The following is a 12,850-nucleotide window of genomic DNA, read 5'->3' on the forward strand; positions in this document are numbered from 1 at the left end:
ATGCCTGCATGCAAGATGCATTCCAAACGCAGCATTCGTCAAGATCGAAGGCTACGCCTGCAGGGGCAGCTTCTCATACAGACGCGCTCATAGGGGCTATGTAGCGCGTCATATATCCGTGACCAAAATCAAGGGAGAACCCGTACAAAACCCGGCTCCCTACGGGTAACTACCAGGAAGTGGGAGCCGAGTCGCGCTACTTAATCAATAGCTAATAGCGCCTTCCAATAAACAATTTCATAGATAAAACTATCTTAAATCGTTTATTGACAATCGCTATAAGCTATCAAATTTTCAGGCGTCGCCACCATCCGGAGCCGGGCGCACGGGCTCGTCGGCATCGAGCTGACTGAACACCAGTGTTGCCGCCAGCGTCATCAGCGCCACCGTCACAAAGGTGGCGCGAATGGCCTGCATGCGCTCGTCGCTGTGCGCCGGCCACATATCGCTGAAGCCCGTCAGCAAGGCGCCGGCCAGGGCCACGCCCATGCTCATGGCCAGCATCTGCACCATGGACAGCAGGCTGTTGCCGCTGCTGGCAGACTCGCCCTCCATATCCTTGAGCGTGACCGAATTCATGGCCGAGAACTGCATGGAGTTGAAGCCGCCGAAGATGAACAGCTGCACCAGAAGCAACCAGACCGGCGTTCCCGGCACCACCAGCCCGAAGGAAGCCAGCATCACCGCCAGCATCACCGAGTTGACCTGCAGCACGCGCTTGTAGCCAAAGCGCTGCACCGTGCGCACGGCAATGCGCTTGACCAGCATGCTGCCGGTGACGGTGGCCAGCATCATCAGACCCGCGTTCATGGGCGACATCTTGAGGCCGACCTGCAGCATCAGCGGGATCAGGAACGGCGCGGCGCCGCTGCCGAAACGGGTGAACAGATTGCCCAGCAGACCCACTCGCAGCGAGCGCACCTTGAACAGGCCTGGCGGGAACAGCGGCTCATCCACGCGCAGCGCATGCATCCAGTAGCTGGCCAGGCTGGCCAGGCCGAACACCATGAGCACCACCACCAGCGCCATGCCCAGCCCCATGCCGGACAGGCCGTCCAGCGCGATTGAAATAGCCACCATGCCGAAGGCCAGCATGGCATAGCCCGTGCCGTCAAAGCGGTGCACGGCCACGGGCGCGCTGCGCGGGAACCAGCGCCAGGTCGCCCACAGCCCGATCAGTCCCACGGGCACATTGATCCAGAAGATCCAGTGCCAGCTGGCGTACTCCACCATCCAGCCGCCCAGGGTAGGCCCCAGCAGCGGGCCGACCTGGCCCGGTATGGCAATAAAGCTCATGGCGCGGATGAACTCGCCACGCGGATAGGTGCGCAGCACGGCCAGCCGCCCCACGGGCAGCATCATGGCCCCGCCCACGCCCTGCACCACGCGTGCCGCGATCAGAAACGGCAGGCTGGGCGAGAGCGCGCACAGCACCGAACCCAGCACAAACAGGCCGATCGCCCAGCCGTAGACGCGCCGCGTGCCAAAGCGGTCGGCCACCCAGCCCGTGGCCGGGATCAGCATGGCCGTGGTCAGCGCATAGGCCACGATGACGGACTGCATCTTCATCGGGCTCTCGCCCAGCTCGGTCGCCATCGCCGGCAAGGCCGTGTTGAGAATGGTCGCGTCCAGCGACTGCATGAAAAAGCCTATGGCCACCAGCCACAGCAGTCTTTCTTTGTGGGGGGCACTATGGTGCGCGGCGGGCATCTCACCCATGGGCAGCTCCGGAACAAGGCGGCACGGCAACAAAAAAGCCGCTGACTCGCAGCGGCTTAAGCAATATGCGAACGCCAGACCACAGCGGCCGGCGCGCAGACAATCATTCGACTCAGACCGAGAAGCTGGAACCGCAGCCGCAGGTGGTCGAGGCGTTGGGGTTCTTGATCACGAACTGAGCGCCCTGCAGATCTTCCTTGTAGTCGATCTCGGCACCCACCAGGTATTGATAGCTCATGGAGTCGATCAGCAGCGAGACACCGTTCTTGGTCATGGTGGTGTCGTCGTCGTTGGTGATCTCGTCGAAGGTGAAACCGTACTGGAAACCGGAGCAGCCACCACCTTGCACAAAAACGCGCAGCTTCAGATCGGGATTGCCTTCTTCGGCAATCAGGTCGGCCACCTTGGCAGCAGCGCTGTCGGTGAAGACGATGGGGGAAGGCATTTCGGTGGTCGTGGTTTCAGCAACGGCGCTCATGGCATTACTCCGTAGTTTCTTGATTGCCTGAAATGGTACAGCAAGGGGCTCGGGAATACCGGCCGTATCTCTTTGTCGCCAGTGCAAGTGGGGGCTTTGCGCAAGCGCTGGACAAGGCGCATGCCGCCCATGAAAAAACCGCCAGGAACTTGCATTCGAGGCGGTTTTTTCGTGAAAAGACTCCGAAGAGTCTTTCCTGCAGGGGACGCGGATTAACGCTTCGAGAACTGCTTGGCGCGGCGTGCGGAGTGCAGACCGACCTTCTTACGTTCGACTTCACGAGCGTCGCGAGTCACGAAGCCGGCTTGGCTCAGTGCAGGCTTCAGAGCTGCGTCATAGTCGATCAGGGCACGAGTGATGCCGTGACGGGTTGCACCGGCTTGACCGGATTCGCCGCCGCCATGGACGTTCACTTGAATGTCGAAAGTCTCCAGGTTCTCAGTCAGAACCAGGGGTTGCTTTGCGATCATGATGGAGGTTTCGCGACCGAAGTACTGCTGAATGTCCTTGCCATTCACAGTAATCTTGCCGGAGCCCTTCTTCAGAAACACGCGAGCGACGCTGGACTTGCGACGGCCTGTGCCATTGTTCCAATCACCAATCATCTAGGTCTCCTTAGATTTCCAGAGCCTTAGGCTGCTGTGCGGTATGGGGGTGCTCAGCACCGCCGTAAACCTTCAGCTTCTTGATCATGGCGTAGCCCAGAGGACCCTTGGGCAGCATGCCCTTGACGGCCTTCTCGAGAGCACGGCCAGGGAACTTGGCTTGCAGGTCGCGGAAGTTGGTAGCAGTGATGCCACCGGGGAAACCGGAGTGACGGTAGTACACCTTGTCCAGGTTCTTGGTACCAGTGACCTTGAGCTTGGAGGCGTTGATGATGACGATGTAGTCACCGGTGTCAACGTGAGGTGTGTAAATGGCCTTGTGCTTGCCGCGCAGACGGAGTGCCACTTCGCTGGCGACACGTCCGAGCACCTTATCGGTGGCGTCAATCACAAACCACTCGTGTTGCACCTCAGCGGGCTTTGCGCTGAATGTAGACATGAGTTTTCTCTTTCAAGAAGGTTTGGCGGTCCCTTTTCCGCGGTCGGTGCTTCTTCTTGAAAAAGACAGGTCTTTTAAAGGAAGCCTCTTAGGCGGGGTTACTCGGACCAATTTAAACTTGGCCCAAGCCTTCGCCGCGGGAACCATAAAATCGCTGCGAAGCCCGCCATTATACAAAAACGCCAGAATCTGCGTGTTTTCGTGCAGCAGCCTGTTGTGAAACAGCCCCTAGCGCCTGTTTCTCCCTCTGCACCCAGGCGCCGACAGCCTTTAAAGACCACAGGGTAAAAAGTGCTGTTCCCCTCTTGCCCTGCTGGTTACCATCCATCTCTATGTTCAGTTACCGCCACGCCTTCCATGCAGGCAATCACGCCGATGTGCTCAAGCACACTGTTCTGATTGCCACCGTGCAATACCTCACGCAAAAAGAGGCTGCGCTGACGGTGCTCGACACCCACGGCGGAGCCGGCCTGTACCGCCTGGACGGCGACTACGCCAGCAAGAGCGGCGAGGCCGAAGAAGGCGTGCTGCGCCTGGCCGCCACCAAGGAGGCCGAGCTGGCCCCGGTGCTGCAGGACTATCTGCAGATGGTGCGCCGCTTCAACCAGGGCAATGCCATCCGCAACTATCCCGGCTCGCCCTTCATCGCCCAGGCACTGCTGCGCGGTCATGACCGTCTCAAGGCCTTCGAGCTGCACCCCACGGACATGCGCTCGCTGACCGGCAACATGGCCCAGCTGGAAGTCAGGCGTCAGGTCGCCATCCTGCACGAGGATGGCTTTGAAGGCGTGAAGAAATTCCTGCCTCCACCATCGCGCCGTGCCTTGCTGCTGTGCGATCCGAGCTACGAATTGAAGACCGACTACGGCCGCGTGCTGGACATGGCGGCGGACGGCCTCAAGCGCTTTCCCACGGGCACTTACGCTGTCTGGTACCCCATCATCCCGCGCCCCGAAGCCCATGATCTGCCCAAGCGTCTCAAGACCATGGCCACCAAGGCCGGCAAGAGCTGGCTGCATGCCACGCTCACGGTCAAGAGCAACAAGACCTCGGAACGCGGTGGTCTGCCCGCCAGCGGCATGTTCCTGATCAACCCGCCGTTCAATCTCAAGGATCAGCTCAAGCCCGCCATGCCGCAGCTGGTCAAGCTGCTGGGTCAGGACAGCAATGCAGGATTCACGCTGGAGTCTGGCGGCTGACTGCGCGGCTGCGGGTCGGCTCTTGCCGACCTTTTTTGCCGGCCCTCTGCAGTCCGGGCGCACCGGCTTTGCAGGCGGCGCGTCGCCTTCAACCAGCAATAAAGATTCAGCGCTTGCGCTTGGCGGTCTGGGAGACCTTGCGCGCGGGCTGATTCGCGGACGCCGCGCGCGTCTTGGCGGCTGCAGCGCCCTGCGCCACACTGGGGTGACGCTTTCGGCTTGACGCATTGAGCGTGGCCGGGCACTCGTCTTCGTCGGCGTCCAGCTGCCACAGCTCCACGGGCTTGATGCCCAGGCCGAGCATGCCCAGCTCCTGGGCCGCGGCCTTGCTCAGGTCGATGACGCGACCGGGCGCGAAGGGGCCTCGGTCATTGATACGCACCACCACGCTCTTGCCGGTCACGGAGCTACGCACGCAAACGCGCGTCCCGAAAGGCAGGGTCTTGTGCGCTGCCGTCATGTCCATGCTGTCAAAGCGCTCGCCGCTGGCCGTCTTGCGGCCGTGGAACTGCTCGCCATACCAGGAGGCCAGGCCCGCCTGGTCGCTTTCACGCGGAGGGCTCAGTTCGTACTTGCTGCTGTCTTCTGGCAGGTCTGCCTTGTCGGCATCCGCAGGCTTGTTGGCCTTGACGCCCAGGCCTTTGTCGCGATAGTTGCTGCGCGCATAGGCGTCGGGCAGCAGGGGGGCGGAGACACTGGGCTGCGCGCCCTTTTTTCGGGGCTGGCTCTGAACGACGGGGGGCTGCTCCTCGGGCTTTTCCTGCAGTGGAGCACAACCGGCCATGGTCGCGGTAACGACGGCAAGACCTATCCACTGACAACAACGCAAGCGCCAAAATTTCGGTTGCACGGGCGCAATCTCCTTGAAAGCTCAAGTGAGAGCCGCCCAAGACCGGCCGCCTCGCGGCCGGCAAGCTTTTGGCTTACAGACCCAGACGGTCGCAGATCTCCAGAGTGGCGACGCTCTGGTTCATCGTATAGAAGTGCAGCCCGGGAGCACCCTGGCTGCGCAACTGCTCGCATAGATGAGTCACGACATCCAGACCGAACGCACGAATGGAAGCGGTGTCATCTCCGAACGCCTGCAGACGCAGACGAATCCAGCGCGGAATCTCGGCACCACATGCATCCGAGAAGCGCATCAGCTGTGTAGAGCTGGTAATAGGCATGATTCCTGGCACGACCGGCACGTCGAGCCCCAGAGCCCTCACCTCATCGACAAAGCGCATGTATGCGTCGGCATTGTAGAAGTATTGCGTGATGGCGGAATCTGCACCAGCGCGCACTTTAGCAACAAATGCGTCCAGATCGCTGCGAGGGGACTTTGCTTGAGGGTGAGTTTCGGGATAGGCGGCCACTTCGATGTGAAACCAGTCGCCGAACCCCTGACGCACGAAAGCCACCAGATCGCTGGCGTACTGGAACTCGCCGCCCAGGCCGTAGCCGCTGGGCAGGTCGCCGCGCAAGGCGACGATACGCTTGACGCCCATGGCCTTGAGTTCGTTCAGCTCGGCGCGCACTTTTTCATGCGTGGCGCCGATGCAGGAGAAGTGCGAGGCCGCGCCCACACCCTCGTTCTGAATGTCGCGCACCATGGTGAAGGTGCCGGCCTGGGTGGAGCCGCCCGCGCCATAGGTCACGGAGCAGAACTCGGGCTTGCGCGCATACAGGGCCTGGCGCACGCCCACATGCTTGGCAGCGCCTTCGGGCGTCTTGGTGGGGAAAAACTCGAAGCTGACGGGAAAGCTCATGGCGGTCTATGTCTCTGAATCCTGGGTCATAGGCGGGCTCCGAAGGCTCGGCACCCGCCACGCTTTTTTACTCAACGCTCAACGTTCGTTGCGTTTTTTCTGCTTGCTGCGGCCCGGGCCGGGCTGACCGAAGCTGGCCACCTCGGGGTCCTCATACAGTTCCTGCTTGGCGCGCTGGGCCTTGATGTCGGCACGCGAAGGGCGCTTGGCGGCCGCCTTGACAGCAGGCCTGGCCGCAGCCGATTCGTCTGCAACAGCCGGGGCCGGCGCCTTGACTTCAGCGCCCTGCTGGGCCCAGACAAAGAATTCGTGATTGCCGTCGCCGCCTTCAATGGACGAGTCCAGCCACTGCTTGACGCTCAGCCCCAGATCGCCGAGGCAGTCGCGAATGCGCTTTTCGACCTCGGCGTACAAGGCCGGGTCGCGCACGATGCCGCCCTTGCCGATCTGGCCGGGCTGCAGCTCGAACTGGGGCTTGACCAACATCAGCAACTGGCCATGGGGCTTGAGCACCTGCACCACGGCAGGCAGCACCAGGGTCAGCGAGATGAAGGACAGATCGCCGGTCACGAAATCAAATGCCGGGGTGATGTCGATATTTTCGGTGCCGGGCTTGCGGCGCAACTCCACCGGAGCCAGCCCTTCGGCCCGGGCCTTGGCCTTGGCGGCGCGCTCGGCCTTGAAGCTCTCGACATCCTGCTCCTTGGCATCGTCGCTGTCGTCATAGTCCTCATCGACCTGACCGCCGTTGCGCATCCAGGCATAGGGGGCGACGGGCTGGGTGTCGTTGTCCTCTTCTTCCTCGATGACTTCGCACAGCGCTTCGTCGCAGGCCTTTTCCAGCAGCTCGGGCGTCAGCGCGCGGGCATTGAAGCCCTCGACGCAGACCACGCGCTCGTCATTCTTCAGGCGCTCGTGCAGCTGGCCATGACCCACGTCGATGCCGATGACCTGGGTCGCACCGGCCTGCAGCAGGCAATCGGTAAAGCCGCCCGTGCTCTGGCCCACGTCCAGACAGCGCAAGCCCTTGACGCTCAGGCCGGTCGCGGCCAGCGCGCCCTCGAGCTTGAGTCCACCGCGCGAGATGTATTTGGCCTCGGCGGCGTCCAGCAGCTGCAGCTCGGCACCGGCAGGAATCTCGTCGCCGTTCTTGGCCACCTTCTTCCATGGCGCCAACGGCGTCAGGCGCCACTCCACACCCGAGGCGATCAGGCGCTGGGCCTGGGAACGGGTGGCAGCATGACCTGCTTCAACCAAAAAAACATCTGCGCGCATAGCGTCGCTTCCTTTGAAATAAACCGGCGCCAGGCGCTGCACAAAGATGCAGCGGGCAAAAGAAATCTTTTTAGATAGCTGCATTCGCTTGATACATCTTGATTTCAGATAAATATTCACCTGAAATCTATATATGACGTGCGCAAGAAGCTATTAAATTTAAACCACGACAGCCGCTCACTAATACTGGCAGAGCCTAGCAAAGTGACAGCGAGCAAGCGCCGCCGCGCAGCAAAGCTGTCGTCCCCCTCCCCTAGCGCGCAGCGCGTAGAGAGAGGGGGAAGGCGCAAAGCGCCTCAGGGGGTGCTATTAATAGCGATAAGTTTCAGGCTTGTAAGGGCCTTGCTTGCTCACGCCGATATAGGCGGCTTGCTCGTCGCTCAGCTCGGTCAGCATGGCGCCCACCTTCTTCAGGTGCAGGCGTGCGACCTTTTCGTCCAGCACCTTGGGCAGCACATAGACCTTGCCCACTTCGTAGGCGTCGGGGCGGGTGAACAGCTCGATCTGCGCCAGGGTCTGGTTGGCAAACGAGTTGGACATCACGAAGCTGGGGTGGCCGGTGGCGCAACCCAGGTTCACCAGACGGCCCTTGGCCAGCAGGATGATCTTCTTGCCGTCGGGGAAGGTGATGTGGTCGACCTGGGGCTTGATCTCTTCCCACTCGTACTTCTCGATCGAAGCCACATCGATTTCGTTGTCGAAGTGACCGATGTTGCAGACGATGGCCTCATCCTTCATGGCAACCATGTGCTCGTGGCGGATGATGTCCTTGTTGCCGGTGGTGGTCACGAAGATGTCGCACTTGTCGGCGGCATATTCCATGGTCACTACACGATAGCCTTCCATGGCGGCCTGCAGTGCATTGATGGGGTCGATCTCGGTCACCCACACTTGAGCGCGCAGCGCAGACAGCGCCTGGGCGCAGCCCTTGCCTACGTCGCCGTAACCGGCGACCACGGCAACCTTGCCGGCGATCATCACGTCGGTGGCGCGCTTGATGCCGTCCACCAGCGATTCACGGCAGCCGTACAGGTTGTCGAACTTGGACTTGGTCACCGAGTCATTCACATTGATCGCGCGGAACAGCAGGCTGCCGTTGGCAGACATTTCGTTCAGGCGGTGCACGCCAGTGGTGGTTTCTTCGGTCACGCCCAGGATCTGGGCCGACTTGCGGCTGTACCAGGTGGGGTCCACGGCCAGCTTGGCCTTGATGGCGGCGAAGACGATGCGCTCTTCTTCCGAGCCGGGGTTGGCCAGCACGGACAGGTCCTTCTCGGCGCGCTTGCCCAGGTGCATGAGCATGGTGGCATCGCCGCCGTCGTCCAGGATCATGTTGGGGCCTTCGCCTTCGGTGCCGGCGGCGCCGAATTCAAAGATGGAGTGGGTGTAGTTCCAGTAGTCTTCCAGCGACTCGCCCTTGATGGCGTAGACAGGCACGCCGGTTTCGGCGATGGCAGCTGCTGCGTGGTCCTGGGTCGAGAAGATGTTGCACGAAGCCCAGCGCACTTGTGCGCCCAGAGCCGTCAGCGTCTCGATCAGCACGGCCGTCTGGATGGTCATGTGCAGCGAGCCCGTGATGCGCGCGCCCTTCAGGGGCTGGGCAGCAGCGAACTCTTCACGCACAGCCATCAGACCGGGCATTTCGGTTTCGGCGATCTTGATTTCCTTGCGGCCCCAGGCAGCCAGGGAAATATCGGTAATGGCCGAATCAGCGGGGTTGAAGCGCACGGCAGCGTTCATGGTTTTCTCCAAATCTTGAATGAAAAACCACGTTCTGCAGCAGAGGGGGAATGAACCGGCTCACCGCACAGAAAGCGTGGGCGAGCGTCGTTGCGGGATGAAATCCGAGCCTCACGCCCCGCGCAGACCAGCTCATGGCTGGCCGGGGGAACGCTGCAACGCTCCTCGGATGGACGGCGATTATAAAGGAATCAGCCTTCCAGGCCCACCAAGCGATAACCGACTTGCAACTCGGTTACCAGATGCCGGGGCTGGGCCGGATCGCTCTCCAGCTTCTGGCGCAGATTGGCCATGTGCACGCGCAGATAGTGAGGGCGATCCAGATATTCTGCCCCCCATACCTGCAGCAGCAGCTGGCGATGCGTCAGCACCTTGCCATGGCCGGCAATCAGGGCCGCCAGCAGACGAAACTCTATGGGTGTGAGGTGCACGGCCACACCGTCACGCCTGACATCGTGCGTCGCCAGATCCACCACCAGAGCACCGAAACGCGCACAACTGCCGGGCTTGTCTGACGCCGACGCCTGCTGGCGGCGGCGCAGCATCACGCGCAGCCTGGCCAGCAGCTCTGGCACGCCAAAGGGCTTGGTCAGGTAGTCATCAGCCCCGGCGTCCAGCGCCGCCACCTTTTCCTCCTCCCGCTCGCGCGCGGACAGGATCAGAATCGGCAGCTGGCTCCAGCTGCGCAGCTCGGCAATCACGGTCTTGCCATCCGCATCGGGTAGGCCCAGATCCAGCACCACGGCATCGGGCTGGCGGCTGGCGGCCTCGATCAGGCCGCGCCTGGCGGTTTCTGACTCGAATACCTGCCAGCCTTCGTCCTCCAGTGCCAGGCGCACAAAGCGGCGGATGCTGGCGTCGTCTTCAATCAGCAAGATGCGGGGTGCGGCGCTTGTCATGTTCGGATTTGCATGTGATGCACGGGATTGTCGGCTCATTCGTCCATGGCCGGCTGCTCCGGCACGGGCAGATGTACGCTGAAAATGGTGCCCGGCCCGGGGTCTGCCACCGCCACCCGCAATCTGCCGCCATGGGCCTGCACGATGCGCTGCGCCAGCGCCAGTCCGAGCCCCATGCCGAACACGGCACTCTCCGCCTGCCCGCGGGTAAAGGGTTCGAACAACTGCTCGGGCGAAAGATGCACTGGCAGGCCCGGCCCCGCGTCCTGCACGCTCAGCACACAGTCGCCATCGGCCACGCTCGCTGTCACGGTGATCGTCGTGCCTTCGGGCGTGTACTTGATGGCGTTGTCCAGCAGATTGACCAGCACACGCTCCATGAGCACGGCATCGAGCTGCAGCAAGGGCAGATCGGCCGGCAGCGCGGTCTGCAGCGCATGAGCGGCCAGTCGCTCGCGCATCTGCGCCAGCGCGCTGCCCACCAGCTCGTCCACCGGCAGCCATTCACGCTTGAGCTGCACGCCGCCTTGCTGCAGGCGCGCCATGGCCAGCAGGTTGTCCACCAGTTGCTGCAGCGCCTGCGCCTGATTGCGGATCTGCACCAGCATGTGATGCGCCGGCCCCTGGGGCGCATGCGGCAAGGCCGCCTGGGCCGCGCCCAGGATGCCCGTCAGCGGCGTGCGCAGATCGTGCGAGACGGCCGAGAGCAAGGTGTTGCGCATGCGCTCGCCCTCCATGGCGATCTGGGTCTGCTGCGCCACCTCCACAAAATGCACACGCTCCAAGGCCAGGGCGATCTGGCTGGCACAGGCATCGAGCAGGCGGCGCTCCTCGGGCACCCGCAACTTCTGCGGCGCACGCAGCTGCAGCACCAGCACGCCGCGCGAGCGCACGGGCGCCATCAGCGGCACATAAAGCGCCGGCGCGGCGGCCAGGGTATCGGTGCCGTGGCCGGCCATCTGGCCATGCTCCATGCTCCAGCGGCCCACGCTGGTGTCGATCTGACCTTCGCTGCCCTGCACCAGCTGCAAGCGCTCATCGGCATCGGGCACCAGCAGCCCGGTCTGGGCATCAAAAACGCCTGAAATCGTAGCCAGCGCGATCTGCGTGACCTGCTCCTGCGTCAGCGCACCCGACAGGTCACGCGCCAGCCTGGCCAGCGCGCCGGCCCGCCTTTCGCGCTCTGCGGCCACGCGCGCCTCGTGGCGCAGCCGCGCCGTCAGCTGGCCGCAGACCAGGGCCACACCCAGCATCAGGCTGAAGGTGAACAGGTATTGCGTATCGTTGACGCTGAAGGAGTTTCGCGGCGGCACAAAGTAGAAATCGAACAGCAGCACCGACAGCAGGGCCGCCCATGCACCAGGGCCGCGCCCCCAGCGCACGGCGGACAGCACCACCACCAGCAGGAAAAGCATGACCACATTGGCCGGGTCGAACACCTGCAGCAGCAGCTCCGCCACCGCTGTAGCGGCCAGGCATGCCAGGGTCACGCCTGCATAGCCCTTCCACGGAATGGCCTTTTCACGCGCCACCGGCAATCGCAAGGTGCTGTCGTTCTTGCTTTGCTTGACCGACAGCAGCAGCACGTCCAGGCCGGGATCCAGCGCCGCAATCTGTTCGGACAGGCTGGGGGCACGCCAGCGCAGCCAGCGGCTCAAAGGTTCATGCACACGCGCCAGCACCAGATGACTGGCATTGCGCTCGCGCGCAAAGTCCACCAGAGCCTGGGCCACATGGGCACCGGGAATGGTGGCCGTTTCCGCGCCCAGACGCGCGGCCAGCGCCAGGGTCTTGAGCACGGCCTCCTGCGCTGCCCGAGGCCGATGCTGGCGTTCCGGCGCATCCACATAGACCACCACCCAGTCAGCCTCCAGCCGCCTTGCCAGGCGTGCCACCTGGCGCACCAGGGCATCGTCACCGGCGCGGCCGCCCACGCCCACCAGCAGGCGCTCGCGCGTGGGCCAGACATCGCCGATGGAGCGCTCGCGGCGATAGTCGCGCATGTCTTCATCGACACGATCGGCCGTGCGGCGCAAGGCCAGCTCGCGCAGCGCCAGCAAATTGCCCTGGCGAAAGAAATTGCGCGAGGCCCGCTCGGCCTGCTCCAGCGGATAGACCTTGCCCGACTTGAGGCGCTTGAGCAGCTCCTCGGGCGGGATATCGACGACGATGACCTCGTCGGCATCGTCAAAGATATGGTCGGGCACGGTCTCATGGACCTGTATGCCCACAATGCCGCCCACCACATCGTTGAGGCTTTCCAGATGCTGAACGTTGAGCGTGGTCCACACCTCGATACCCGCCTCCAGCAGCTCCTGCACATCCTGCCAGCGCTTGGGGTGGCGTGAGCCGCTCACATTGCTGTGCGCCAGCTCGTCGAGCAGCAGCACCTCCGGGCGGCGTTGCAAAGCTGCATCGAGGTCGAACTCGTCCAGCTGCCTGCCCTGGTAGGCCAGCGTGCGACGCGGCAGCAGCTCCAGGTCATGCAGTTGCTGCTCGGTCTCGGCACGGCCATGCGTCTCCACCAGCCCCACCAGAACCTTGCGCCCGGCCTGCCGCTCGCGCTGCGCGGCCGCCAGCATGGAATAGGTCTTGCCCACTCCGGCATTGGAGCCAAAGTAGATGCGCAGCTTGCCGAGATGAGCGCGCTGCCGATCTGCCTGCAGTTGAGCGACCAGCGCATCGGGGTCGGGGCGCTGCGCGGCGGATGAGGGTGTGGATGAAGGCATCAGGCGATCAGCGTAT

At 62.9% G+C, this 12,850-nt stretch carries 11 protein-coding genes and 1 riboswitch; of the genes, 1 reads left to right on the forward strand and 10 read right to left on the reverse strand.

Features of this window, described 5'->3' with window-relative positions:
- Positions 1 to 294: 294 nt before the first annotated feature.
- The 4 genes from mdtD to rplM form a co-directional block, all read right to left on the reverse strand.
- A complete protein-coding gene (gene mdtD / locus CTATCC11996_RS03265) occupies positions 295 to 1,749 on the reverse strand; it encodes a multidrug transporter subunit MdtD (RefSeq protein WP_256682774.1) in 1,455 nt (484 codons plus the stop codon).
- Positions 1,750 to 1,831: 82 nt separating this feature from the next.
- Entirely contained in the window at positions 1,832 to 2,197 is a 366-nt protein-coding gene (erpA, locus tag CTATCC11996_RS03270) for an iron-sulfur cluster insertion protein ErpA (RefSeq protein ID WP_003059000.1), read from the reverse strand.
- Between the two features lie 212 nt (positions 2,198 to 2,409).
- A complete protein-coding gene (gene rpsI / locus CTATCC11996_RS03275; RefSeq protein ID WP_003059002.1) occupies positions 2,410 to 2,802 on the reverse strand; it encodes a 30S ribosomal protein S9 in 393 nt (130 codons plus the stop codon).
- 10 nt (positions 2,803 to 2,812) lie between these two features.
- Positions 2,813 to 3,241 carry a 50S ribosomal protein L13 gene (gene rplM, locus CTATCC11996_RS03280; protein WP_003059004.1) on the reverse strand — a complete coding sequence of 143 codons (429 nt, stop codon included), beginning with the start codon at positions 3,239 to 3,241 and terminating at the stop codon, positions 2,813 to 2,815.
- A gap of 332 nt (positions 3,242 to 3,573) precedes the next feature.
- On the opposite strand from rplM, the gene CTATCC11996_RS03285 reads away from it, so the two are divergent.
- On the forward strand, positions 3,574 to 4,440 hold the full coding sequence (locus CTATCC11996_RS03285; RefSeq protein ID WP_003073044.1) for a 23S rRNA (adenine(2030)-N(6))-methyltransferase RlmJ: 867 nt from the start codon (positions 3,574 to 3,576) through the stop codon (positions 4,438 to 4,440).
- A gap of 106 nt (positions 4,441 to 4,546) precedes the next feature.
- Here CTATCC11996_RS03285 and CTATCC11996_RS03290 read toward each other — a convergent pair whose 3' ends face one another.
- The 6 genes from CTATCC11996_RS03290 to CTATCC11996_RS03315 all read right to left on the reverse strand — a co-directional run bounded on the left by CTATCC11996_RS03290 (position 4,547) and on the right by CTATCC11996_RS03315 (position 12,834).
- Positions 4,547 to 5,290: a septal ring lytic transglycosylase RlpA family protein gene (locus tag CTATCC11996_RS03290; RefSeq protein WP_407931668.1), complete on the reverse strand. Its 744-nt coding sequence runs from the start codon at positions 5,288 to 5,290 to the stop codon at positions 4,547 to 4,549.
- A gap of 73 nt (positions 5,291 to 5,363) precedes the next feature.
- On the reverse strand, positions 5,364 to 6,191 hold the full coding sequence (gene metF / locus CTATCC11996_RS03295) for a methylenetetrahydrofolate reductase [NAD(P)H] (protein WP_003073048.1): 828 nt from the start codon (positions 6,189 to 6,191) through the stop codon (positions 5,364 to 5,366).
- Between the two features lie 78 nt (positions 6,192 to 6,269).
- Positions 6,270 to 7,466 (reverse strand): TlyA family RNA methyltransferase, encoded by a 1,197-nt coding sequence (locus tag CTATCC11996_RS03300; RefSeq protein WP_003073050.1) that lies wholly within the window; start codon positions 7,464 to 7,466, stop codon positions 6,270 to 6,272.
- A 309-nt stretch (positions 7,467 to 7,775) separates the two neighbouring features.
- Positions 7,776 to 9,206 (reverse strand): adenosylhomocysteinase, encoded by a 1,431-nt coding sequence (gene ahcY, locus CTATCC11996_RS03305; RefSeq protein WP_003073052.1) that lies wholly within the window; start codon positions 9,204 to 9,206, stop codon positions 7,776 to 7,778.
- Positions 9,207 to 9,281: 75 nt separating this feature from the next.
- A riboswitch (S-adenosyl-L-homocysteine riboswitch) is annotated at positions 9,282 to 9,379 on the reverse strand.
- Positions 9,380 to 9,397: 18 nt separating this feature from the next.
- The gene (locus CTATCC11996_RS03310; protein WP_003073053.1) at positions 9,398 to 10,105 is read right to left on the reverse strand and encodes a response regulator; all 708 of its coding nucleotides are present in this window, start codon (positions 10,103 to 10,105) and stop codon (positions 9,398 to 9,400) included.
- Positions 10,106 to 10,140: 35 nt separating this feature from the next.
- Positions 10,141 to 12,834: a sensor histidine kinase gene (locus CTATCC11996_RS03315; protein WP_003073055.1), complete on the reverse strand. Its 2,694-nt coding sequence runs from the start codon at positions 12,832 to 12,834 to the stop codon at positions 10,141 to 10,143.
- Positions 12,835 to 12,850 lie beyond the last annotated feature (16 nt).

Origin of the sequence: Comamonas testosteroni ATCC 11996 (assembly GCF_000241525.1) — a bacterium.
Classification (GTDB): Bacteria; Pseudomonadota; Gammaproteobacteria; order Burkholderiales; family Burkholderiaceae_C; genus Comamonas; species Comamonas testosteroni.